24 protein-coding genes and 4 tRNA genes are annotated in these 24187 nt (G+C 38.2%); 20 read left to right on the plus strand and 8 right to left on the minus strand.

Annotated elements, in window-relative coordinates; translation table 11 throughout:
- Positions 1-5: 5 nt before the first annotated feature.
- Together ftsA and ftsZ are read left to right on the plus strand one after the other, a co-directional pair.
- Entirely contained in the window at positions 6-1322 is a 1317-nt protein-coding gene (gene ftsA, locus HMJ38_RS02980) for a cell division protein FtsA (RefSeq protein WP_194972892.1), read from the plus strand.
- A 109-nt stretch (positions 1323-1431) separates the two neighbouring features.
- A complete protein-coding gene (gene ftsZ / locus HMJ38_RS02985) occupies positions 1432-3069 on the plus strand; it encodes a cell division protein FtsZ (RefSeq protein WP_194972893.1) in 1638 nt (545 codons plus the stop codon).
- Here the strand turns inward: ftsZ and HMJ38_RS02990 are convergent, their stop codons facing one another.
- Positions 3070-3594, minus strand: coding sequence for an NADPH-dependent FMN reductase (locus HMJ38_RS02990; RefSeq protein WP_194972894.1), 525 nt, complete (start codon positions 3592-3594; stop codon positions 3070-3072).
- 435 nt (positions 3595-4029) lie between these two features.
- Between HMJ38_RS02990 and HMJ38_RS02995 the strand changes: the two genes are divergently transcribed.
- Both HMJ38_RS02995 and HMJ38_RS03000 read left to right on the plus strand, forming a co-directional pair.
- Positions 4030-4404, plus strand: a complete 375-nt coding sequence (locus HMJ38_RS02995) for a thioredoxin domain-containing protein (RefSeq protein WP_194972895.1) — start codon at positions 4030-4032, stop codon at positions 4402-4404.
- 44 nt (positions 4405-4448) lie between these two features.
- Positions 4449-4937: a Dps family protein gene (locus HMJ38_RS03000; RefSeq protein ID WP_194973022.1), complete on the plus strand. Its 489-nt coding sequence runs from the start codon at positions 4449-4451 to the stop codon at positions 4935-4937.
- A gap of 98 nt (positions 4938-5035) precedes the next feature.
- On the opposite strand, the gene gdhA is transcribed toward HMJ38_RS03000, so the two are convergent.
- From gdhA to HMJ38_RS03015, 3 genes are all read right to left on the minus strand, one after another.
- On the minus strand, positions 5036-6373 hold the full coding sequence (gene gdhA / locus HMJ38_RS03005) for an NADP-specific glutamate dehydrogenase (protein WP_228779845.1): 1338 nt from the start codon (positions 6371-6373) through the stop codon (positions 5036-5038).
- 255 nt (positions 6374-6628) lie between these two features.
- Positions 6629-7201: a Crp/Fnr family transcriptional regulator gene (locus HMJ38_RS03010; protein WP_194972897.1), complete on the minus strand. Its 573-nt coding sequence runs from the start codon at positions 7199-7201 to the stop codon at positions 6629-6631.
- Positions 7202-7206: 5 nt separating this feature from the next.
- A complete protein-coding gene (locus tag HMJ38_RS03015; RefSeq protein WP_228779846.1) occupies positions 7207-7497 on the minus strand; it encodes a hypothetical protein in 291 nt (96 codons plus the stop codon).
- Positions 7498-7592: 95 nt separating this feature from the next.
- On the opposite strand from HMJ38_RS03015, the gene HMJ38_RS03020 reads away from it, so the two are divergent.
- Complete coding sequence (locus tag HMJ38_RS03020; protein ID WP_194972899.1) at positions 7593-8195, plus strand: TetR/AcrR family transcriptional regulator; 603 nt, start codon at positions 7593-7595, stop codon at positions 8193-8195.
- 133 nt (positions 8196-8328) lie between these two features.
- On the opposite strand, the gene HMJ38_RS03025 is transcribed toward HMJ38_RS03020, so the two are convergent.
- On the minus strand, positions 8329-8844 hold the full coding sequence (locus HMJ38_RS03025) for a hypothetical protein (RefSeq protein WP_194972900.1): 516 nt from the start codon (positions 8842-8844) through the stop codon (positions 8329-8331).
- Positions 8845-9067: 223 nt separating this feature from the next.
- On the opposite strand from HMJ38_RS03025, the gene HMJ38_RS03030 reads away from it, so the two are divergent.
- Positions 9068-9904 carry a purine-nucleoside phosphorylase gene (locus HMJ38_RS03030; protein WP_194972901.1) on the plus strand — a complete coding sequence of 279 codons (837 nt, stop codon included), beginning with the start codon at positions 9068-9070 and terminating at the stop codon, positions 9902-9904.
- Between the two features lie 31 nt (positions 9905-9935).
- Entirely contained in the window at positions 9936-10757 is an 822-nt protein-coding gene (locus HMJ38_RS03035; RefSeq protein WP_194972902.1) for a purine-nucleoside phosphorylase, read from the plus strand.
- A 68-nt stretch (positions 10758-10825) separates the two neighbouring features.
- Here HMJ38_RS03035 and frr read toward each other — a convergent pair whose 3' ends face one another.
- From frr to HMJ38_RS03050, 3 genes are all read right to left on the minus strand, one after another.
- Positions 10826-11386 (minus strand): ribosome recycling factor, encoded by a 561-nt coding sequence (frr, locus tag HMJ38_RS03040; protein ID WP_194972903.1) that lies wholly within the window; start codon positions 11384-11386, stop codon positions 10826-10828.
- 11 nt (positions 11387-11397) lie between these two features.
- Entirely contained in the window at positions 11398-12108 is a 711-nt protein-coding gene (gene pyrH, locus HMJ38_RS03045; RefSeq protein ID WP_194972904.1) for a UMP kinase, read from the minus strand.
- A 98-nt stretch (positions 12109-12206) separates the two neighbouring features.
- Entirely contained in the window at positions 12207-12701 is a 495-nt protein-coding gene (locus tag HMJ38_RS03050; protein WP_194972905.1) for an acetyl-CoA carboxylase biotin carboxyl carrier protein subunit, read from the minus strand.
- Between the two features lie 48 nt (positions 12702-12749).
- On the opposite strand from HMJ38_RS03050, the gene HMJ38_RS03055 reads away from it, so the two are divergent.
- From HMJ38_RS03055 to rpoB, 13 genes are all read left to right on the plus strand, one after another.
- Positions 12750-15344 (plus strand): M1 family metallopeptidase, encoded by a 2595-nt coding sequence (locus tag HMJ38_RS03055; RefSeq protein ID WP_194972906.1) that lies wholly within the window; start codon positions 12750-12752, stop codon positions 15342-15344.
- 152 nt (positions 15345-15496) lie between these two features.
- Positions 15497-15579: transfer RNA gene (locus tag HMJ38_RS03060), tRNA-Tyr, on the plus strand.
- A gap of 50 nt (positions 15580-15629) precedes the next feature.
- Positions 15630-15702, plus strand: a tRNA-Gly gene (locus HMJ38_RS03065).
- Between the two features lie 32 nt (positions 15703-15734).
- Positions 15735-15806: transfer RNA gene (locus tag HMJ38_RS03070), tRNA-Thr, on the plus strand.
- 61 nt (positions 15807-15867) lie between these two features.
- On the plus strand, positions 15868-17055 hold the full coding sequence (gene tuf, locus HMJ38_RS03075; protein ID WP_194972907.1) for an elongation factor Tu: 1188 nt from the start codon (positions 15868-15870) through the stop codon (positions 17053-17055).
- 113 nt (positions 17056-17168) lie between these two features.
- A tRNA-Trp gene (locus HMJ38_RS03080) sits at positions 17169-17239 on the plus strand.
- Positions 17240-17256: 17 nt separating this feature from the next.
- A complete protein-coding gene (gene secE, locus HMJ38_RS03085; protein ID WP_194972908.1) occupies positions 17257-17445 on the plus strand; it encodes a preprotein translocase subunit SecE in 189 nt (62 codons plus the stop codon).
- 16 nt (positions 17446-17461) lie between these two features.
- Positions 17462-18019 (plus strand): transcription termination/antitermination protein NusG, encoded by a 558-nt coding sequence (gene nusG, locus HMJ38_RS03090; protein WP_194972909.1) that lies wholly within the window; start codon positions 17462-17464, stop codon positions 18017-18019.
- Positions 18020-18022: 3 nt separating this feature from the next.
- Positions 18023-18466, plus strand: a complete 444-nt coding sequence (gene rplK / locus HMJ38_RS03095) for a 50S ribosomal protein L11 (protein ID WP_194972910.1) — start codon at positions 18023-18025, stop codon at positions 18464-18466.
- Between the two features lie 12 nt (positions 18467-18478).
- Complete coding sequence (gene rplA / locus HMJ38_RS03100; protein ID WP_194972911.1) at positions 18479-19177, plus strand: 50S ribosomal protein L1; 699 nt, start codon at positions 18479-18481, stop codon at positions 19175-19177.
- 2 nt (positions 19178-19179) lie between these two features.
- Positions 19180-19716, plus strand: coding sequence for a 50S ribosomal protein L10 (gene rplJ / locus HMJ38_RS03105; RefSeq protein ID WP_194972912.1), 537 nt, complete (start codon positions 19180-19182; stop codon positions 19714-19716).
- 48 nt (positions 19717-19764) lie between these two features.
- Entirely contained in the window at positions 19765-20148 is a 384-nt protein-coding gene (rplL, locus tag HMJ38_RS03110; protein WP_194972913.1) for a 50S ribosomal protein L7/L12, read from the plus strand.
- 155 nt (positions 20149-20303) lie between these two features.
- Positions 20304-24179: a DNA-directed RNA polymerase subunit beta gene (gene rpoB, locus HMJ38_RS03115; protein ID WP_194972914.1), complete on the plus strand. Its 3876-nt coding sequence runs from the start codon at positions 20304-20306 to the stop codon at positions 24177-24179.
- Positions 24180-24187: the final 8 nt, after the last annotated feature.

Here is a 24187-nt window from a genome sequence, read left to right on the forward strand (position 1 = left end):
TCGCTATGGAAAATAACAAATTGATTGTAGGACTGGATATCGGAACCACCAAAATATGCGCCATCATCGGGCGGAAAAATGAGTTTGGAAAACTTGAGGTTCTCGGTATGGGCAAAGCTGTATCTGATGGGGTCATCAGAGGCATTGTTACCAATATTGACAAAACCGTAAATGCCATCCAAAAAGCTGTACATGAAGCTTCTGAAATGGCTGACGTAGATATTGTGGAAGTGATTGTTGGCATTGCCGGACAGCATATCCGCAGCACTGTCCATCACGGAGTCATTATCAGGCATCCCAATCAGGATGAAATCACGGTGGAGGATGTGAGAAGACTTTCCAATGACATGGAGAATATTGTGGTGCCTCCCGGAAATACAATTATCCATGTGATGCCGCAGGATTATACCGTCGATTACGAAGATGGTATCAAAGACCCTGTTGGGATGTCAGGTTCCAGACTTGAAGCTGATTTCCATATTATTACAGCCCAAACCACAGCGATCAATAATATCAACAGATGCGTCAAACGTGCCAACTTGGTTTCTCAGGATCTGATTTTGGAACCACTCGCCAGTTCACTATCAGTCCTTAGTGAACAGGACAAGGAAGCGGGAGTATGTTTGGTGGATATTGGTGGTGGAACTACCGATATAGCGATATTTTATGATAATATCATCAGACATACTGCGGTCATTCCTTTAGGAGGAAATATCATTACCTCTGATATCAAAGAAGGCTGTATGGTATTGCACCATCAGGCCGAATTGCTCAAAACCAAATTCGGGAAAGCCATAGCAGAAGAGGCAAACCCTAATGAGATAGTGTCCATTCCCGGTTTGCGTAACAGGCAACCAAAAGAAATATCCATCAAAAACCTGGCAGCCATCATACAAGCCAGGATGGAAGAAATAGTAGAATATGTGCAAAATGAATTGGTAGCAAGTGGTCATTATAAAAAACTCACCGGTGGAATTGTCCTGACCGGAGGTGGTTCCCAATTACAGGGAGTAGCACAGTTGTTTGAATACATGACAGGATTGGATACCAGGATCGGTTATCCCAATGAACACTTAGGTAAATGTAAAATAGAGGAAGTCAAAAGTCCGATGTATGCTACATCTGTCGGATTGGTATTGGCGGGATTCAGGTCATTGGATGAGAGAGAGAACAATTACAGGATCCGTACTGAGTCGGTCATGCAACCAAAAATTCAGGCCAAATCCAGTAAAACCGAATATGGCCCGAACATTTTCTCTAGTATAGGAAAGAAACTGAAAGATATCATCACCAATGATATGAATGAAGATAGTAATTACTAGGGCTTATCATACTAGAGAGGCAGGGGATTTTGTCCCCTGCTTCCCTCATAACAAAAACCATACTCAACGAAAAAATAATTTCACCAATTAATAAAAAATGTCAGATAACATGAAAGATTACAAGTTTGATCTTCCTAAAAATCACAAATCAATCATTAAAGTGATTGGCGTAGGAGGAGGTGGTTCCAATGCAGTGAACCACATGTACAATATGGGAATCAAGGATGTGGAGTTTGTTGTCGTTAACACAGACGCCCAAGCTTTACAGAGCAGTCCTGTTCCGTTGAAATTGCAGTTAGGTGCCCACCTTACCGAAGGTCTGGGCGCAGGTGCCAATCCTGAAAAGGGTAGGAATGCGGCCATTGAAAGCCGTGAAGAAATCAGAGACCTGCTTTCAGACAATACCAAGATGGTGTTTATCACCGCTGGTATGGGCGGCGGTACAGGTACCGGCGCAGCTCCTGTTATTGCCAAAATCGCCAAGGACCTTGACATACTTACAGTAGGTATTGTGACAGCTCCTTTTGTATTCGAAGGCAGAAAAAAAATGCAAGCTGCCCAATCAGGAATTGAATCCTTAAGGGAAAATTGTGATACCGTGTTGGTTATTCTCAATGATAAGCTAAGAGAAATTTATGGTAACCTTGCCATTCGTTCTGCTTTTGCTAAAGCGGACAATGTCTTGACCACTGCGGCCAAATCCATTGCTGAAATCATCACTGTTCATCAGGATGTCAACGTGGACTTTGAAGATGTCAAAACAGTAATGAAAGAAGCAGGTGCCGCCGTGATGGGCTCTGCGACTGAGGAAGGCGATGGTCGTGCCATCCGTGCTGCTGAAAAAGCGATTGCTTCTCCATTGTTGAATAACGTGGATATCAGAGGTGCACAAAAAATCCTTCTCTCTATCATGAGTGGTGAGGATGATGAGTTGTCCATGGATGAATTGAGCGAAATTACAGAGTATATCCAAGAAAGAGCCGGTGATGAAGCTGAGGTTATTTTTGGTCAGGGGATTGATTCAGACTTGAACAAGTCCATCAGAGTTACTGTCATTGCTACAGGTTTTGAAATGGATAAGTTGACCAATGCTTCTCCATCCGGTAAAAAAGAAGAAAAACATGAGGTCGCAATTCTAGAAGAAACTGAGGAAGATGATGTGAAAAAAGTTATCGACTTGGAATCAGGTAAAACTTCCCGTGTAGAAGAAGAAAATACTCCCCAACCGGGTCAGACTTTCACGTTTACTTTCAATAAACCTGCTTTTACTCCTGCAAATGACAAGAAGCCATTGGAAGAAGTACAAAAAACTGACGAAAAACCTGAGCCTTTTGAAATAGAAGATCAGATCAAAACAGAACCAATTTTTGAATTTGTTCCAGTAAAAACTGAACCGACCAAAGTGGTTTTCGAACTTGATAGCGAGGAAGATAAAAAAACTGAAATGCCTAAGGCTGTGGAAAAAGAAGAAGCTAAACCGCAGCACAGCAATGATTACTACGAACAGGTAAAGCAAAAAGCCATTCAAAGGGCTCATGAACGTTTTGAAAGATTAAAAGGAATCAAGACTTTCAACCAACACCCTGAAGAATTCAAGGACAAGTTGGAAACTCCCGCTTTTGTAAGAAAGCAGGTCAAACTTGCTGATGTACAGCACAGTTCAGAAAGAAACCTTTCGAGGTTTAATCTGACCGACGAGAATGAGTTTCTGAAAAACAATAGGTTTTTACATGACAATGTAGATTGATCAGAAGTCGATCAACATTTCTGCCTGGGTGTGAAGCAATTCCTTGTACAGCCTGTTGGTGAGCAGGTTATCTGACATATTCTCCTCAATCTTAGCCAATTTAGGTTTGAGGGCAAGTACATGCATCCCAAGGTAATGGAAAATGTCGGTGAGGTGGCTCAGAGCGATGCCACCCCCGCCAATTCCAGAAGAAATGCCTACCAAAGCACATTTTTTATTCCTGAAAGAATTGGGATAGGTCATGCCATCTATAAAGGATTTAAGGATTCCGGGAAATGATCCATTGTATTCCGGGATAATAAAAACAAACTTATTTCCCTCCTTTACTTTTTGATGAAAAGCATTGTATGCTTCGTTTTTTCCATTATTCTCATAAAGTGCAGAAAAAGTGAAGTCATGAGGCAAGTCCTCCAATTTTAGTATTTCAGATTCAGCACCAAAAGTGGAGAGATTCTCCTGATACATATTGGCAATTTTATATGACAAGGAATTTTTGCGGTTGGTACCGACTATTATTTTTATCATGAAATGGGAGTTTCTTTTCTTTTTCGATTTCTATTACAAATGAGAAAGTCAATTAGTTTCCTTTTTGTTTAAAATCAAATATAGGTAGCTAGGATGCCTAGATGTAATCCTAGGTAGAATAACAGATACATAAGATTAATCTTTTTTAGATAATTTTTAAATAATGACATTTCAATATATTGAGTATATCATCTATAAAGAGGTTATAGGCAAAAAGTCCTCTCAAAATTAACGTAATACCCTATTGAAGCAGAATTGATAATAGATTTATTGGACAGCATAAATAGTATAATTCCATGTTTTTTAAAATAATATTGTTTCGAATTAAAGAATTAATTTAAACTATCATACTATGTTTTGGTTAAAAAGATGATATGTGGCATAGTATTTGGCCATTTTTAAGTGATTTTCCTGATGCTTTAATATCTAATTAAAATGTTTGATTTAGAAAAAAACGAAATAAAATTTCTTTACAACAGTAATAAACTACAAGATAGAGAAGCTTATGGATATGTATTGACATTACATAACCATAAAATTAATGAATTGGATATTTCTAAAAACGATATGACTCCCACGCAATTTTCAGAATTGGCCAAAAAAATGAATGTGAGAATTATCGATTTATTTGATCTAAAATCTGAATATTTTAAAAAAAATATAGAAGGCAAAGATATTAATGAAGAAGATCTCTTAGGCATATTGTCGAAAGAAAAAACTGCCTTGAAAACGCCGATTTTTGTTTCCGAAAATATGGTTAAAGTCATAGAATATCCAAGGGAAATCATTAGCATGGATATGACATTTTAATAAAGAATTTTAATAGTAAAGTGTAACATTTAAATAACGAAATGATGAGCAAAACTGAAAAAAGAGTATTTAAGAAATTAGGGTATAGAAAAAATGAATCAGAAAAAATTGTTGAATCCCTGAATAAACTTTTGGCTAATTATCATGTACATTATCAAAAGTTACGAAACTTTCATTGGAATGTAACCGGAAGTGATTTTTTTGATCTGCATGAAAAGTTTGAAGAGTTGTATAATGAAGCCAAAATTAATATTGATTTGATTGCTGAAAGAATCCGGGTATTCGGAATGACTCCTTACAGTTTGATTACTGATTATTTGGAACATTCAGATATTAAGGAAGTTGGAACAGATCTTTCTTCCAGTAAAATGGTTGATGAGGTTTTGAAAGATTTTGAAATCCTCAATGATAATATGGATGAATGTGCTACAAAAGTTGCCGATCTGGGCGATTCCGCTACTGAAGATATGCTTATAGCATTTATTAAAAGTATAGAGTTGCATCATTGGATGCTGACTTCATTCCAAAAATAAACTTGGTATATAATAAGGCTTTCGGGAACTCCCGAAAGCCTTATTATTTATTTGGTGCCTGGACATAATATTGAATGTCCATTTTTTTTTTAACTATATCAAACCACCCCTTGGTCTTTCATCGCTTTGGCGACTTTTAAGAAAGAGAAAATATTAGCACCTTCTAGGTAATTTCCTGGGTTTCCGTACTCTTCAGCTGTCTTCAAACATACATCGTGGATATTTTTCATAATATCCTTTAGGTGTTTATCAACTTCTTCTCTATCCCAATATACACCTCTTCGATTCTGAGACATTTCTAATCCAGATACGGCCACGCCACCCGAATTTGTACTTTTTCCGGGTGCATATAAAATCCTGGAATCCTGAATGATACTAATTGCTTTGGTACCACAAGGCATATTTGCGCCTTCAGCCAGCAGTGTGACATTATTGGAAACTAAATTTTCGGCATCCTTCTCATTGATTTCATTTTGGGTGGCACAGGGAAAGACACAGTCAGCTTCTACCTTCCAAAGAGGATTGAACTTCTGACCATCCTTTGTCTCGTGATATTCTGAGCCAGGGTATTTTTCGGCATAATCTTTTATTCTTCCCTGCTTTTCATTTTTCAACTTTTTGATGAAATCAAGTTTTTCAGTATCAATTCCTTCGCGATCTACAATATATCCGGAGGAATCCGAAAGGCTAATGGGAATCCCACCCATGTCTATGATTTTTTCTATTGCAAATTGGGCAACATTACCTGCACCCGAAACGAGACATTTTTTTCCTTTTAGTGTGTCATCTTTTGCTTTGAGCATATAAGAGGCAAAATATATCAATCCATAACCTGTCGCCTCAGGCCTGATGACACTGCCTCCCCAATCTTCCCCCTTGCCGGTTATGATACCGCTGAACTTGTTTTTAAGTTTTTTATACATTCCAAAGAGGTATCCAATTTCCCGAGAACCAACGCCGATATCTCCTGCCGGAACATCTGTAAAATCTCCGATATGCCTGAAAAGCTCTTGCATAAAAGCATAACAAAAGCGCATTATTTCATCATCTGATCTTCCTTTCGGGTCAAAATCTGCCCCGCCTTTTCCTGCTCCTAAAGGTAGATTGGTGAGTGCATTTTTGAAAATTTGTTCAAATGCCAAAAATTTCAATATACTGAGATTGACTGTGGGATGAAAACGCAGGCCTCCTTTATAAGGTCCAATAGCAGAATTCATCTGAACCCTAAATCCACGGTTGACTTGCACTTCTCCCTTATCATCTACCCAAGCAACCCTGAAAGTGATTATTCTTTCTGGTTCAATCATCCGCTCTAAGATGCTCTTTTCGCTGAATTCTGGATGATTATCCAAAACTTTGCTGATGGAAGGAAGCATCTCTTCGATTGCTTGTATAAATTCTGTTTCGTTGGGATCTCTTTTTTTTACTAGATCCATGATTTTATCTTTACCCTTATTCATTTTTTTTGGATTGGTAAATCAGACTGCCAAATAAAAATCTGTAATCAACTTTTTGTAAAAATAAAAATAACCTAATCAGGCTTCACTACTATATTTAAAACTGAGAGAAAACAAAGATGTTTGATTCAGTAGGCAAAAAAAAGTGAAATTCATAGAAATGCTATTCCTGGTAAATCCTGAAAAAGAGATTAGGGGATGTGATTTAATGGTGGAAAATAAGCTGATTTAAAGTCATTGCCTCAATTGTTTATTTCTGATCCTGCTGAAAGTCTCAGGAGTCATGCCCAATATGGAAGCAAGGAATTTGGACGGTACTTCATTGAATAAATTCCTGTCTTTCATAAACAGTTTGAAATATCGTTCCTCGGCACTTAGGGCAATTTGTTCACTTATCCTGTCTTCCATCTCCCCCAATTGCTTGGTTACTAATGCTTTTTCAAATTGATACCATTTTGGGACAATTTCACCAATGCGATCATAATCAGTTCTTTTGATTATAAAAATCTCACAATCAGTATATGCCTGTATATTCCATTTACCCTTCATTTGCAAGAAAAAACTCTGCTTATCCAATACCAGATGACCTTTAGTAGCAACCCATCGAGTAACTTCCTTGTCCCCAAATTCGGCAAATTCCCTTAAAATACCTTGATGAACAAAGCCCATTTTTTCACAATAACCTCCTCCCTTGGTGAAAAAAGATCTTTTAGGAAGGTTAACCTTCTGAAATAACCCAGATACTTTTTCAGCAAAAGCTTTATCTAATCCAAAAGTGCTGTGAATGTAATATTCTATCTCAGTCATAACAGCTATTTTTCAATCCAAGTTTTAACCTGAAGTTGTATTTCCGGATATCGGTTAATAAAAGGCATGTGCTTACAGTTTTTCAAGACATGCGCTTCCCTAAAATTTTTAAAAATTGCTTTTGCTTTTTTGATGGCATCTTTTTCAGGAAAAAAAACATCACCATCCGCAACTATCATAGTTTTACCATTTTCATTTCCTGTTTTGATGACCCTGGTTCTACCAAATGACGTTTTTACATCAATTTCTTCACAGTCAATTCGCAAGCTTTCCAATTTTTCATCGTAAAGCTCCATAAGGATGGATTTTGATTTTGCTGATTTATATATACTTTTCATACCTGGTCTAAAATGATTTTGTAAAAATAGGCCAAATGGACTAATTTTGCAACATGAAAACAAAAAAACATATTCTCGAGGTCAGTAGATTGTTATTCAATGAAAAAGGTGTTATGAACGTAACGTTAAGAGATGTCGCAAAATCTATGAATAAGAGTTACGGTAACATCACCTATCATTTTCCCACAAAAGAAGATGTTATAACGAGTCTATTTGAAGAAATGAATATGGAGCTTGCTGCTCTTCAGTCCTCAAATGATTTATCAAATTTAATGCGCTATTTGCTCGAATTACCTTCGTTTAGCTTTGATATTAACCTGAAGTACCTTTTTTTAACCATTGACTACAATGAGCTAAAGCGCAATTTTCCAAATCTTTTTGAAAAGGTAAAAACCTTGAATGAAGCCGGGAAAATGAAATGGAAGGAGTTATTGAAGTATTTGAGAGATGAAAATTATTTAAATCAAAATATAAGCAATGATGATTTAGATTACTTGATGTTTTTAAGCGTAAGTATCCATTTTGCCTATTTTCAAATGACAGACAGTCACGCCTACCAAAAAACTGAATTCACCAAAATGGTTAACCAAATGGTACAGCCTTATTTGAGTGAAAAAGGGTTAGCTGTATACAATACCTGGCTTAACTCACAATAATTTCTTTAAATAAATAAACTACACTTCTTGAGAATCCGCTTGACAAAAAAAATAAAAGAGGCCTGCCAATTATTCATATTTGGCAGGCCTTCTGTAATCATGGAAAAAATAATAGTGTGGAAACCAAATGAGATTATTTGATTAACCTCAATTTAAGCCCTAAATCATAAACTTTAGTAGGATCGGCTAAATGCTGTACTTGCCAATCCCAAGAAAGGTTTATTTGCTGCTCTGCGTTGTGATTGAAATTGAAAAAATAGGAAACTTGGTTTTCTTCCAAAGAATTTAATTTCAATACTGTTTTGTCATTTAATAATTGCCAATCACTTTGTTTTTGGTCACCTCCCTGCTTCACAGTCATCAAGGTCTGAGTAAAGGAAACTTCAGCATCCGTTAGACTCAAGGGACCCAAAATCTGGTTTTGCAGATATTCTTCCACATAAGTTGTGGATGTTTCCTCATCGAGGCCAAAAACTTCTATACTCAATTCGGCTAAGGTTTTAACTTCCCCATTGAGCAAAACTTCCGTACTTCTGCCATCAATTTTCCACTCCCCGAGAATATCCATTCCAACTGGTTTCTCTGTTTCCTGACATGAGAACAAGCTTAACCAAGCTACTCCCATAAAAAGCATTATTACTGGTCTCATAATTAATTGTTGTTTTGTTTATAAAATTTCTTGAACAAAGATGGAGGCTATTTTTTGTAGGGAGATTGATCTATATCAAGAAAAAATATTATGGTAAGTATCATAATGAGGTTTGATATTCTTTTGTAACTAGAGTTAATATTTTATTATTCTTGACCACAATGAATTCGGAGTTTCTAAAACTCATTATACCTAAATCATTAACTTTAGAAAAATTAAACTCATGAGACAGGAACCAAGCATAGATTACGCCGAACAGATTCAATTTGCTTTTGAACATATTCAAAATATATATCCTGAGCCTTTGGAAATCGGGATTATTCTAGGTACAGGTCTGGGGCAGCTGATTCAAAATATTGATATCATCAGGGAAATACCTTATGATGAGATTCCCTACTTTCCTATTTCCACTGTAGAAAGTCACCATGGAAAACTGATTATAGGAAGACTATCAGGTAAATCAGTGATTGCCATGCAAGGGAGATTTCACTATTATGAGGGATATTCCATGAAGGAGGTGACTTTTCCTGTTCGCGTGTTAAAAAAATTGGGGATACATCATCTTTTTGTTTCCAATGCCGCGGGAGGATTGAATCCGGAATATGGTATCGGGGAATTAATGATTATCAATGATCATATTGATTTGTTTCCGGAGAATCCCTTAAGAGGAAAAAATCTGGATGGATTTGGGGTAAGGTTTCCTGATATGTCCGAACCCTACGACCTACAATTGATAAACAAAGGAATGGAAATTGCCAAAAGAAACAATCTCAAAGTTCATCAAGGGATCTATGCTGCCGTTCAGGGACCAAATCTGGAAACCAAGGCCGAATATAAATACCTGAGAACAATCGGTGCAGATACTATCGGGATGAGTACAATTCCGGAAGTGATAGTGGCTAGGCACATGGATTTGTCTGTTTTTGCCATTTCTGCCATTACGGATCTTTGTTCACCCGGGAATGTTAAAAAAATCAGCATTTCAGAAGTACTTGCCGCAGCAGCGATTGCAGAACCGGGAATGAGTTTGATCATCAGAGAATTGATCAAGACCATGTAATCCTGATCGCACCTCATCAAACCGATTTTCCATGAAAAATAACCTTAACCTGCAACACTGCAGGGAATCTGCTCAATTTATTACCAAAAGAATCGAGGGAACTCCTAAAATTGGGATAATCCTTGGATCCGGTTTGGGTGGATTGGTAGATGATATTGAGGGTAAAAGTATTATCCCTTATTCAGAGATCCCTCATTTTCCTGTTTCTACTGTGGAAGGGCATATGGGTGAATTGATTTATGGTTTTTTGAAAGGAAGTCCCGTAATGGCCATGGCAGGACGTTTTCATTTTTATGAAGGTTATGACATGGCAGCCGTGGTATTTCCAATTCAGGTTATGAAACTTTTGGGAGTTGAAAAACTGATCATAACCAATGCAGCAGGAGGATTGAATCCTAATTTTGAAGTTGGCGACTTGATGTTGATTGAAGATATTATCAGCCGATTTCCCGATAATCCATTACGGGGTAGTAATGAGGAAGAGTTTGGTCCGCGGTTTCCTGATATGAGTGAACCATTCGATCAGAAGTGGATAGAACAAACCTTTTCAAAAGGAGAAGAACTTGGAATAATTCTGAAAAGGGGAACTTACTTGGGTGTCACTGGACCGGTTTTGGAAACAAGGGCCGAGATCGGTTTTTTTAGATTAATTGGCGGTGATGCCGTTGGGATGAGTACAGTTCCTGAAGTAATTGCTGCGAATCACATAGGCTTGAAAGTTCTGGGAATTTCTGTCATCACCAATGAAAGTATTCCCAAAGTTGCCAAAGAATTTACCCATGAAGAAGTAGTAGATGTAGCCCAACGGTCAGGCAAGAAGTTGGTCGCTTTGGTGAAAGAGATTTTGAATTGAAATGGTTGAAAAAAAAGCAAACCTGCCCCAAAAGGCACAGGTTTGTATTCTTTGAGATTTTTTGATATTTAAACTGTCATTATCTCGTGTTCTTTTTTGGTCAAAAGCTCATCGATTTTTATAGAGTACTGATCTGTAAGTTTTTGCACCGTATCTTCTGCTCTTTTTACTTCATCCTCAGAAGCACCCTCCTTTTGAAGTTTCTTTAAGGCGTCATTAGTTTCCTTCCTTACTGTTCGAATGGATATTTTACCTGATTCGCATTCGTTTTTAGCATTTTTGACCAACATTTTTCTTCTTTCCTCAGTCATTGGGGGAATAGTAAGGATGATAATTTCCCCGTTGTTCTGTGGTGCCAACCCAAGATCAGAATTGATAATAGACCTCTCGATTTCGCCGATCAGATTTCTTTCCCAAGGTTTGATGGATAATGTTCTGGCATCAGGCGTAGTTATAGAGGCTACTTGTTGAAGTGGGGTAGGGGTGCCATAGTAGGCCACCATAATACCATCAAGGATGTTAGGCATAGCCTTTCCGGCCCTTATTTTCAATAGCTCAGCAGCAGTGTGGTCTACTGCTTTTTGCATCAGTTCTTTAGTTTCTTCCAGTTGCAGTTGAATTTCTTCCATGATTTTCCGGATTAATTTGAAGTGATTAATGTTCCGATATCTTGTCCTTCGACTATTTTCTCTAGGTTGCCGGGTTTGTTCATATCAAATACCACAATCGGTAAATTGTTTTCCTGGCAAAGTGTAAAAGCAGTCATATCCATGATGTTGAGGTTTTTTTCATAAGCCTCCTGAAAGGATAATGTACTGTATTTGGTTGCTGTTTTATCCTTTTCGGGATCAGCGGTATAAACGCCATCCACTCTTGTCCCTTTCAATACCACATCTGCTTCGATTTCAATGGCCCTTAAGCTTGCTGTAGAATCAGTAGTGAAATAAGGATTGCCTATACCAGCTCCAAAAATAACTATTCTGCCTTTTTCCAAGTGTCTTATGGCCCTCCTTCTGATAAAAGGTTCACAAACACTTTCTACTTTTATTCCCGACATGAGACGGGTAAACATACCGTTTTGTTCCAAGGCACTTTGAAGAGCCATGGCATTGATCAAAGTGGCGAGCATGCCCATGTAATCTCCCTGAACCCTGTCAATACCTGTTTTCTCGGCCTGAACACCTCTAAAAATATTACCTCCACCGATAACTATAGCCACTTCTACCCCCAAATCTTTGATTTTTCTGATTTCTTGGGCGTATTGCTCAAGCCTGTTAGAATCGATCCCGTAATTTTTTTCACCCATCAAGGCTTCTCCGCTCAATTTCAGTAGTATCCTGCTATATTTCATTTTTGATTTGGTATAAAAGAGGTTATTTTTTGCAGTAGGTTAATTTATAAATCCGACAAATATAAAGCCTTCCAAAAGAAATCTAAACAGAACAAAGTTTAAAATTGAATTAGCACCTGATTTTTTTCAACGCTTTGTCCTTTCTTGATTTTGACAGATTTGACTATCCCATCACCAGGGGATTTGAGAATGTTTTCCATTTTCATAGCTTCAAGAATCAAAACAGGGTCACCTTTTTTGACCTCATCCCCCTCTTTGACTTTAATATCAAAAATCAGTCCTGGCATTGGTGCTTTGATTTCTTTTGCAGCGTTATTTTGTAAATTATTCATCCCTAGTTTTTCCAACAAAAGATCAAACTTGTCCCTAATTCTTATTTCACAGGGTTTATTGTTGAGCTTTAGTTTTATCGTTTTTGTTTCACTGTCCAAACTTACCAATTCAAGGTTGTAAGACTGGTTTTGGTACAGCAAGTGGTAATGACGATCGCCTGTTTTTTTCAAGTCCCATTCCAGAATATTCCCATTCACAGAGAGTATATCCTTGGATTTTTCTACCTCAAAAACTGAATTGTTGATACTAACTGAATACATTTCTTTTAATTTGCGCTAAATATACAATTAATCTTTAAATGCATTTTCATGAGATTTTATAAACCAAATGCAGTCTTTTTTTTACTGTTGATTTTGATTTGGTCCTGCCAAGGTACCAAAAAGTTAGCCGAAACGGATCTGATAAATGATTCTGATCTTATGGAGGAAGTAGAGGCTACTGCTAAGGCAGGGTTGATCCAGTCACTTGAGCAACAGATCACTGAATACAAGGCTTCAAGAACAAGAGATTTTGATTTATTGCATACTGAACTTGATCTATCATTTGACTATGAAAACCAGTGGGTAAAAGGTGAGGCGATATTGACTTTGAAGCCATATTTTTTTACCCAAAAAGAGCTGGTCCTTGATGCGAAGGATTTTGATATTCATGGATTTACCCTACTCGGAACTGAAGATGAAAGCAAATTGAATTTTAAGTATAATTCTAAAAAGGTTACTGCTTTTTTGCCAAATGCAATCACAGCAAATGATACTATAAGGGTTAGGATCAAATATACTGCTAAGCCGAATGAAGGCACTGCACCGGGCAGTGCAGCAATCACGGATACCAAAGGTCTTTATTTTATAAATCCCAAAGGAGATGAAGCCAACAAGCCTACGTTGATTTGGACACAGGGTGAGACTGAACATAACTCAAAGTGGTTTCCTACCATCGATTCCCCGAATGAAAGAATGACACAGGAAATCAGACTGACAGTTGATGATAAATATCGGACAATCAGCAATGGTAGGCTCCAATCCAGCAATCCAAATCCTGATGGGACAAGAACGGACCATTGGATAATGGATTTGCCCCATGCGCCTTACCTGGCAGCTGTAATCGTAGGTGATTATGTGGAAATAGAGGACAGTTGGGAGGGAATGCAGGTCAATTATTATGTCGAGAAAGAATTTGAAGAAGGGGCGAAAACAGTATTTAAAAATACTCCTGAAATGATCGGATTTTTTTCTGATCTCTTGGGAGTCAGGTATCCTTGGCAGAAATATGATCAGGTTGTTGTTCGTGATTTTGTATCAGGCGCTATGGAAAATACCACTATCACGGTATTCATGGAAGAACTTAACTTGGATGAACGTGGGGCTATAGATTCTGAATGGGATGGGATTATTGCCCATGAATTGTTTCATCAATGGTTTGGGAATCTGGTGACAACAGAATCTTGGTCCAACCTTACCCTGAATGAAGCCTTTGCCAACTATTCGGAATATCTGTGGTATGAGCACAAGGAAGGTAAAGATGATGCGGACATGCATCATATATCGGAGATGGAACAGTATTTCGATGAAGCCAAAACCAAACAAGAGGATCTGATCAGATTCTATTATGATAACAATGAAGATATGTTTGACAGTCATTCCTACGCCAAAGGCGGAAGGATTCTTCATATGTTAAGAAGGTATCTTGGTGATGAAGCTTTTTTTGCATCTTTTAATCATTATTTAAATAATCATGCTTTTTCCTCAGTAGAAGTGCATGATTTAAGGCTGGCTTTTGAGCAAGTTACAGGTCAGGATTTGAACTGGTTTTTTAATCAGTGGTTTTTGGATTCCGGGCATCCCATATTGGAATACGAGGTGGATTACAGCCAACCGGACAACCTTCTTCTCACGGTAGCTCAGAGACAGGATTTTGAAATTACGCCTTTGTACAAAATACCTTTTAAGGTAAGCTGGTACGATGGGGGACAGCGATTTGAAAAGGAATTGGTATTAGATAAAGCTTGGCAACAATTTGCAATTGAAAATGTGACGCTTGTGAAATCCCTATATTTTGATGAAGCATCTGAGATTTTGGCTGAAAAGAAATCCTATAGGGGGAAGGAATTTTTTTTAGATCAATACCGTAACTCAACCCTGGGCGTAGCAAGATATGAAGCTATTGATAGTTTAGGAACCATGTTTGCGGATGCTGAGGATGTCATCGATTTAATTGGAATCGGTTTGAAGGATGATTTTTGGGCAATAAGAGAACTATCTCTAATGAAAATAGCTGAAAATCCCGAGTGGATGGAATTAATTACCAATTTGGAAGATATGCTTTTTGAAATAGCAGAAAATGATCCCAAAAATACAGTTAGACTGGGGGCTATCGAATTATTGTCCGCCATAGATCCTGACAAGTATTCTCCTGCCTTTTTAAGGTGGATGAACCACCCTTCTTACTATGTTGCAGGAGCGGCTTTAGGGGCATATCTTGAAAACGCAGGTAATTTAAACAGGGAAGCGATTGCTTCAAGATTTGAAGATGAAAAGAACATCAGGCTATTGGTCGCTCTTGCCGATTATTATATTTCAGAAAGTGTAGGAGAAAAGAGTAATTGGTTCAATGACAAATTGGAAATATTGAGCGGTCAGTCATTGTATTACTTTCTGGGATATTATGGAGATTATTTTGCCAAAAACACCAATGAAGATACAGGCAGTGCGATTAAGAATCTTTCCAACCTTGCTTCAAAGCACCATGCCAGTTATGTCAGAATTGCAGCATTTATGGGACTTTTTGGTTTTATAGATGAACCAGGGGTTTTGGAAATGGCTAAAAAAAGCTATGAAGAAGAAAGCGATGATTTTGCAAAGAGGTACAAGGAATTTTTCCTTTCCACATACATTGAAGAAAATTAAATACTTGATTTTTATAGGGTTAAATTAGGTCTTCAAAAATAACTTTGAAATTTTTTGACATTATTTTGAATGTTTAGGAAAAGGGTATAATTTTGCCATCCGTTAAGAAAGATAATAGACCAAAATTAGCTGATTCTTAGCAGGTAACAGTTGGGGGAATACCAAAGCGGCCAACTGGGACGGACTGTAAATCCGTTGACTTATGTCTTCACAGGTTCGAATCCTGTTTCCCCCACGAATGTGAAATGCGAAATATTTTCGTAGTTTTGCACAACGTTTCAAAAAGCGGGAGTAGCTCAGTTGGTAGAGCGGCAGCCTTCCAAGCTGCAGGTCGCGGGTTCGAGCCTCGTCTCCCGCTCTATGCTTTTATAAGCAGAGCGAATGTTACCAGCCGACGTAGCTCAGTGGTAGAGTACTTCCTTGGTAAGGAAGGGGTCACGGGTTCAAATCCCGTCGTTGGCTCTGAAACATTGTAAAAATTAAATTATTCATATCTTAAAACTAAAACAGAGGATTTTCACGCATGGCAAAAGCAACCTTTGACCGTTCCAAACCGCACGTTAATATCGGTACGATTGGTCACGTAGACCATGGAAAGACAACTTTGACTGCTGCCATTACCACAGTTTTGGCGAAAAAAGGTCTTTCTGAATTAAGAGATTTTTCTTCAATTGACAACGCTCCTGAAGAAAAAGAAAGAGGTATCACTATCAATACTTCACACGTAGAGTATCAAACTGAAAAGAGACACTACGCTCACGTTGACTGTCCTGGTCACGCAGATTATGTAAAGAACATGGTAACTGGTGCCGCTCAGATGGATGGCGCTATCCTAGTGGTAGCTGCAACTGATGGACCAATGCCACAGACTAGAGAACACATTCTTCTTGCACGTCAAGTAGGTGTTCCAGCTCTAGTAGTATTCCTAAACAAAGTGGACATGGTCGATGACCCTGAGCTTCTTGAATTGGTAGAGATGGAAGTTAGAGAACTTCTTTCTTTCTATGATTTCGATGGAGATAATATTCCAGTAATTTCTGGATCTGCTCTTGGTGCACTTAATGGTGAAGCAAAATGGGAAGATACAGTAATGGAATTGATGAATGCAGTCGATGAGTTCATTCCAATTCCAGAGCGTTTGATTGACAAAGATTTCTTGATGCCTGTTGAAGATGTGTTCTCGATTACAGGTCGTGGTACAGTTGCGACAGGTAGAATTGAAAGAGGAGTAATCAATTCAGGTGATCCTGTAGATATTATTGGTATGGGTGCTGAAGGTCTCAAATCAACCGTTACCGGTGTTGAGATGTTCCGTAAAATCCTTGACAGAGGTGAAGCAGGTGATAACGTAGGTCTTTTATTGAGAGGTATTGAAAAATCTCAAATCAGAAGAGGTATGATTATCTGTAAACCAGGTTCTGTTAAGCCTCATTCCCACTTTAAGGCTGAAGTCTACGTTCTTTCAAAAGAAGAAGGTGGTCGTCACACGCCATTCTTCAACAAATATCGTCCTCAGTTCTATTTAAGAACCACTGACGTAACAGGCGAAATCAAACTTCCTGAGAATGTTGAAATGGTTATGCCAGGTGATAACATCACCATTGAAGTAAACTTATTGAATGCAGTAGCACTTGAGAAGGGTCTACGATTCGCTATCCGTGAGGGTGGTAGAACTGTAGGTGCAGGTCAGGTGACTGAAATTCTTGACTAACAATCAAGAGTTCAATATATTTCAAATGCGATCCCAAATATTTTTGGGATCGCATTTGTTTCTTAACCCTATTCTAACTAATTTTGCGTTCCTTTTGAGAACCAAAATTCTCTACGGGCATAGTTCAATGGCAGAATAGCGGTCTCCAAAACCGTTGATGGGAGTTCGAATCTCTCTGCCCGTGCACAAAATAAGTGAATCATGAATATTAAAAGTTTTGTAGTCGAATCCATTGATGAAATGAAAAATAAGGTCACTTGGCCTTCTTATTCATTTCTGCAGAACAGTGCTGTATTGGTTATTGTTGCATCTCTCATTTTTGCCCTTGTAATTGGGGTGATTGATTTAGGATTCGAGAATTTAATGAAGTGGTTTTACGATTTATTCTAATTGAATTTTATTACTGATGGCTGAACATAAGTGGTACGTACTTAGGGTGGTAGCTGGACAAGAGAAAAAAACCAAGGTTTACTTGGATAATGAAATTGTCCGTCAAAAACTTGAGGATTATATTCCTGAAGTATTGATACCCTCAGAAAAAGTTTACGAAATGCGCAATGGTAAAAAAAGAGTCAGGGAAAGAAATTTCTTTCCGGGCTATGTTTTGGTCAATGCGGATATTACTTACGGTGAGGCCAATCACGTAATTACAAGTATCCCGGGTGTCATCGGGTTTTTAGGGTCAAGCACAGGGGGAGCTTCCAAAACCCCTGAACCATTACGACAATCAGAAATCAATAGGATCTTAGGTCGTGTTGAAGAGATTGATGAGTTTGCCGAAAAACTTGATACGCCATTTATAGTTGGAGAGACCGTTAAAGTAATGGACGGTCCTTTCAGTGGTTTCTCGGGTACAATAGAAGAGGTGTTTGAGGACAAGAAGAAATTGAATGTTATGGTCAAGATCTTTGGTAGGAACACACCTGTTGAATTAAACTTTATACAAGTAGAAAAACAAGATTAAGAAATGGCTAAGGAAATCACTGGTTATGTGAAATTACAGGTGAAAGGTGGCCAGGCAAATCCATCACCTCCGGTAGGTCCGGCTCTTGGTTCCAAGGGCTTGAACATCATGGAGTTCTGTAAGCAGTTTAATGCCCGTACCCAAGACAAAATGGGTCAGGTGTTGCCTGTTTTGATTACTGTTTTCTCTGATAAATCTTTTGAATTTGTTGTAAAAACTCCGCCAGCTGCAAATATGCTGATCGAGGCAGCAAAAATAAAAGGTGGTTCAGCAGAGCCAAACAGGAAAAAAGTAGGATCAGTTACCTGGGATCAGGTAAAGGAAATTGCTCAGGTGAAAATGCCTGACTTAAACGCTTTCAAAGTGGAATCTGCCATGAAAATGATTGCAGGTACTGCTAGAAGTATGGGTATCACTGTATCCGGTAAAGCTCCTTGGGAGGAATAATTTAAAAACACTATGGCTAAGTTAACAAAAAAGCAAAAAGAAGCTCTTTCTAAGTACGACCCAAGCCAGCAGTACTCCCTGGAGGATGCTTCTTCAATCGTTAAGGATATTTCTTTGACCAAATTTGATGCTTCTGTCGATATCGATGTCCGTTTGGGTGTCGATCCTCGAAAAGCGGATCAAATGGTAAGAGGTGTCGTTGCCTTACCTCACGGTACAGGCAAGGATGTAAAGGTATTGGTCCTTTGTACTCCTGACAAACAAGAAGAGGCTAAAGAAGCTGGTGCAGATTATGTAGGTCTTGACGACTATATTGCTAAAATCGAAGGCGGATGGACTGACATTGATGTCATCATCACAATGCCAAACGTAATGGCAAAAGTTGGTAGACTAGGTAGAGTTTTAGGACCAAGAGGCTTGATGCCTAATCCTAAATCAGGAACAGTTACTTTAGATGTTGGAAAAGCTGTAAAAGAAGTAAAGGCTGGTAAGATCGATTTCAAAGTAGATAAATTCGGTATTATTCACGCTAGTGTTGGAAAGGTTTCTTTCGACCCTGAAAAAATTCAGGATAACGTTCAAGAACTTATAAACACTATTTCTAAGTTGAAGCCATCTTCATCAAAAGGTACTTATTTCAAGAGTATTCATTTGTCCAGCACAATGTCTCCTGGAATCAAAGTAGATAAAGGAAGTATTCAAGGTATCTAATTATGACTAGAGAAGAAAAATTAGAAATAATCGAAAGTCTTACCGAGAAATTTAAGGAAAACCCTTATTTCTACATTACAGATGCATCTGGATTCAATGTGGCTCAGGTAAATTCTTTCAGAAGAACATGCTATGAGAAAGGTGTGGAGTACAAGGTTTATAAAAATACGCTTATTGCGAAAGCTTTAGAAAATCTTGATGCTGATTACACTGAACTCACTGATAAGGCTCTAAAAGGATTTTCAGGAATCATCTTCACCAAAGAAGTTGGTAACCTTCCTGCAAAAGTTCTTTTGGATTTTAGAAAAAAGCTAGGTAAAAAAGAAACCAGACCGGTTTTTAAGGGAGCTTCAATTGACTCTGACATTTTTGTTGGAGAAAATCAGCTCGAGATGTTGTCAACTCTGAAGTCGAAGCAGGAACTTTTGGGAGATGTTATTGGATTGCTCCAATCACCCGCCAAAAATCTTATTTCAGCACTGCAAAGTGGACAGAATACCATCGCTGGGCTTGTTAAAGCCCTTTCTGAAAAAGAATAATCAATTTCAAAAATTTTAATTTAAAACAACAATCTAAATATTAATACAATGGCAGATCTTAAACAACTTGCTGATCAGTTGGTAAACTTGACTGTAAAAGAAGTAAAAGAATTGGCTGATATACTTAAAGACGAGTATGGCATTGAACCTGCAGCTGCTGCAGTAGCTGTTGCTGCATCAGGTGCTGGTGCCGGTGATGCTGGTGCTGCTGAAGAAGAAAAAACATCTTTTGATGTTATTTTGAAAGCTCCAGGAGGTGCTAAACTTGCTGTGGTTAAATTGGTGAAAGAATTGACCGGACTTGGCTTGAAAGAAGCTAAAGAATTGGTTGATAGCGCACCAAAAGCAGTAAAAGAAGGTATCGCTAAAGACGAGGCTGAAGGTTTGAAAAAGTCTCTTGAAGAAGCTGGTGCTGAAGTAGAAATCAAATAATTTGAATAACCTTTCCCTTTAGGTAAAGGTTATTCTATTAGACCTGACTTTATTAGTCAGGTCTTTTCCTGTTTATGCTCAGGTAAAAAATTGCATTATTTCAAGCGAAATTTGTCGCTTTCCATTAATTATTATCACTATAAACTTATACTGCCTTGGCTATCCAGAATCAAACCGAAAGGAAAAGTTTCTCATCTATAAAGGTGGTCAAAGACTATCCTGATTTCTTAGATATTCAGTTACAGTCCTTCAAGGACTTTTTCCAACTGGATACTCCCGCTGAAAAAAGGAGACAAGATGGTCTTTTCAAAGTGTTTTCTGAGAATTTCCCAATTTCTGATTCCAGAGAAAATTTCACACTTGAATTTATTGACTACACAGTAGATCCTCCAAAATACAGCGTTGAAGAATGCATCGATAGGGGATTGACTTATTCTGTTCCTTTGAAAGCAAAACTTCGTTTATTATGTTCTGATGAAGATAATGAAGATTTTGAAACCATCGAACAAGAAGTTTTTCTTGGCAACCTGCCTTACATGACCGAAAAAGGCTCCTTTGTCATCAATGGTGCCGAAAGGGTTATTGTTTCTCAATTGCACAGGTCTCCAGGTGTATTTTTTGCTCAAAGTAAGCATACCAATGGTACGAAGTTATATTCAGCTAGAATTATTCCTTTCAAAGGTAGCTGGATAGAATTTGCTACTGACATTAATAATGTCATGTACGCTTATATAGACCGAAAGAAAAAATTTCCTGTTACCACTTTATTAAGGGCTATAGGTTTTGGGTCTGATAAAGAAATTCTTGATCTTTTTGGTCTTTCTGAGGAAATTGATTCCACCAAAAATAACCTGAAAAAAGTAACGGGAAGAAAATTGGCAGCCCGTGTCCTTAGAACTTGGGTAGAAGATTTTGTGGATGAGGATACTGGTGAGGTTGTTTCCATTGATAGAAATGAAGTCCTTTTGGAAAGGGACTCCATCCTTACAGATGAAGATATTGAATTGATATTGGAGTCCGGAGCGAAATCCATCATTCTTCATAGAGAAGATGTCAACGTTGCCGATTACTCTATTATATATAATACGCTACAAAAAGATAACTCCAACTCCGAGAAGGAAGCTGTTGAGGTTATTTACCGTCAGCTGAGAAACACAGAAGCTCCTGATGAAGCTACAGCCCGCGAAGTAATCCATGGATTGTTTTTCTCGGATAAGAGGTATGATCTTGGAGAAGTAGGTAGATATAGAATCAATAAAAAATTGGGATTGGATATCGATCCTGAGAAAATTGTTCTTACTACCCAAGACATTATCAGTATCGTTAAATACCTCATTGGATTAATCAATTCAAAAGCCGTAGTTGATGATATTGATCACTTGAGTAACAGACGAGTTAGAACTGTAGGCGAACAGCTTTACAGTCAGTTTGGAGTTGGACTTGCCAGAATGGCAAGAACAATCAGAGAAAGAATGAATGTAAGGGATAATGAAGATTTCAAACCGGTTGATTTGATCAATGCAAGGACCCTATCTTCAGTTATCAATTCATTCTTTGGAACAAACCAACTTTCTCAATTTATGGATCAAACCAACCCTCTTGCGGAATTGACGCATAAAAGAAGGTTGTCTGCATTGGGTCCAGGTGGTCTTTCGAGAGAAAGAGCAGGTTTTGAAGTTCGGGATGTTCACTATACCCACTATGGTCGTCTTTGTACCATTGAGACTCCGGAAGGTCCGAATATTGGTTTGATTTCCTCACTTTGCGTACATGCAAAGGTCAACTCTATGGGATTCCTTGAGACACCATATAGGAAAGTGAAGGATGGAAAAGTAAGTATGGAACTAAAGGATATCGTCTTTTTGACCGCAGAAGAAGAAGATGATAACAATATAGCCCAAGCAAATGCACCTTTGGATGATAAGGGAACCTTTATCAATGATAAAGTAAAAGCAAGATTTGAAGGTGATTTCCCGGTTTTAGAACCAAAAGAAATCAGCTATATGGATGTTGCGCCAAACCAAATTGTATCCGTGGCAGCTTCCTTGATTCCTTTCTTGGAACATGATGATGCCAACCGTGCTTTGATGGGATCTAACATGCAGCGTCAGGCTGTTCCATTGCTGAAACCTGAATCACCGATAGTCGGTACGGGTCTGGAAGCAAAAGCAGCGACAGACTCTAGGACACTGATCATTGCACAGGCAAACGGTGTCGTCGATTATGTAGATGCGAAGAGTATCACTATCAAATATGATCTTACTGATGATGAGTTGCTGGTCAATTTCAGTGATGAATATGTTACCTATGACCTGATCAAATTTAGGAGAACAAACCAAGATACTACAATCAATCTTTCGCCCTTAGTATTGAAAGGAGAAAAAGTATTGAAAGGACAGGTGCTCGTTGAAGGATATTCTACCAACAATGGTGAATTGGCTCTTGGTAAAAATCTTCGTGTAGCCTACATGCCTTGGCAGGGATATAACTTTGAAGATGCAATTGTAATTTCTGAAAGAGTAGTACGGGAGGATATATTTACCTCCATCCATATCGAAGAATTCCAATTAGAAGTAAGGGATACAAAGCGTGGTGAAGAAGAGTTAACTTCTGAGATTCCAAACGTTTCTGAAGAAGCTGTCAAAAATCTTGATGAAAACGGAATAATAAGAACTGGAGCTGAAGTAAAAGAAGGTGACATCATCATAGGTAAAATCACACCAAAAGGTGAAACGGATCCGACTCCTGAAGAGAAATTGCTAAGAGCGATTTTTGGTGATAAGGCAGGTGATGTGAAAGATGCATCTTTGAAAGCATCTCCATCTTTGAATGGTGTCGTGATCGAAACCAAGCTTTTCTCTAGACCAAAGAAAGATAAAGATCTTAGGGCTAAGTCTAAGGCAGAGGTAGAAAAACTAAAAGGTAAATATGCAAAAGACCTTTTGGGAATAAGGGCTAAGATGATCAACAAACTTGTTTCAATCCTTGATGGAAAAACTTCGCAAGGTGTAAAGCATAAGTTCGGTGATGAAATTATCAGCAAAGGAGTAAAGTTCAACTTGAAAAATATTGAACAAAATTTATTCCCAGCCAAAAACCCTTACAGAGACGAATCAAATTATAACGTTCCAGAGGAAGCCAATCTAATCTCGGATATCATTTTGGATGATTGGTCCGAAGATGCCCATACCAATGATCTGATAATTAAATTGGTGAAAAACTACATCAATTCAAGAAATGAGATTTCAGGCAGGTTCAAAAGGGATAAGTTCACCCTTGAAGTAGGTGATGAATTACCTGCAGGTATTGTTCAGCTTGCTAAAGTTTACATCGCTAAGAAACGTAAACTTAAAGTGGGAGATAAAATGGCAGGCCGTCATGGTAATAAAGGTATTGTTGCAAGAATCGTAAGAGATGAAGACATGCCTTTCTTGGAAGATGGAACTCCTATGGATATTGTTCTTAACCCACTAGGTGTACCTTCAAGGATGAACATAGGTCAGATTTATGAAACTGTTCTAGCATGGGCAGGTTATAAATTAGGCAAGAAATATGCTACTCCTATATTTGATGGTGCTACTATGGAAGAAGTTTCCAAAGAACTTGAGGATGCAGGACTTCCACCTTACGGTAGAACCTATCTATATGATGGCTTGACCGGTAAGAAGTTTGATCAGCCTATTACTGTTGGTATTTCTTACATGCTGAAATTGGGTCATCTAGTAGATGATAAGATGCACGCGAGATCTATCGGACCATACTCATTGATTACGCAGCAGCCTTTGGGTGGTAAAGCCCAGTTTGGTGGTCAGCGTTTTGGAGAGATGGAAGTGTGGGCATTGGAAGCATTTGGTGCATCCCATGTACTTCAGGAAATCCTTACTGTGAAGTCTGATGACGTGGTAGGTAGGGCAAAAGCTTATGAAGCAATTGTTAAAGGTGAGAATCTTCCTAAACCGAATATTCCGGAATCTTTCAACGTATTGGTTCATGAACTGAGAGGCCTTGCACTCGAAATCACACTTGACTAATTCTAAAA

The sequence above is a fragment of the Aquiflexum lacus genome, from assembly GCF_015476655.1.
Classification (GTDB): domain Bacteria; phylum Bacteroidota; class Bacteroidia; order Cytophagales; family Cyclobacteriaceae; genus Aquiflexum; species Aquiflexum lacus.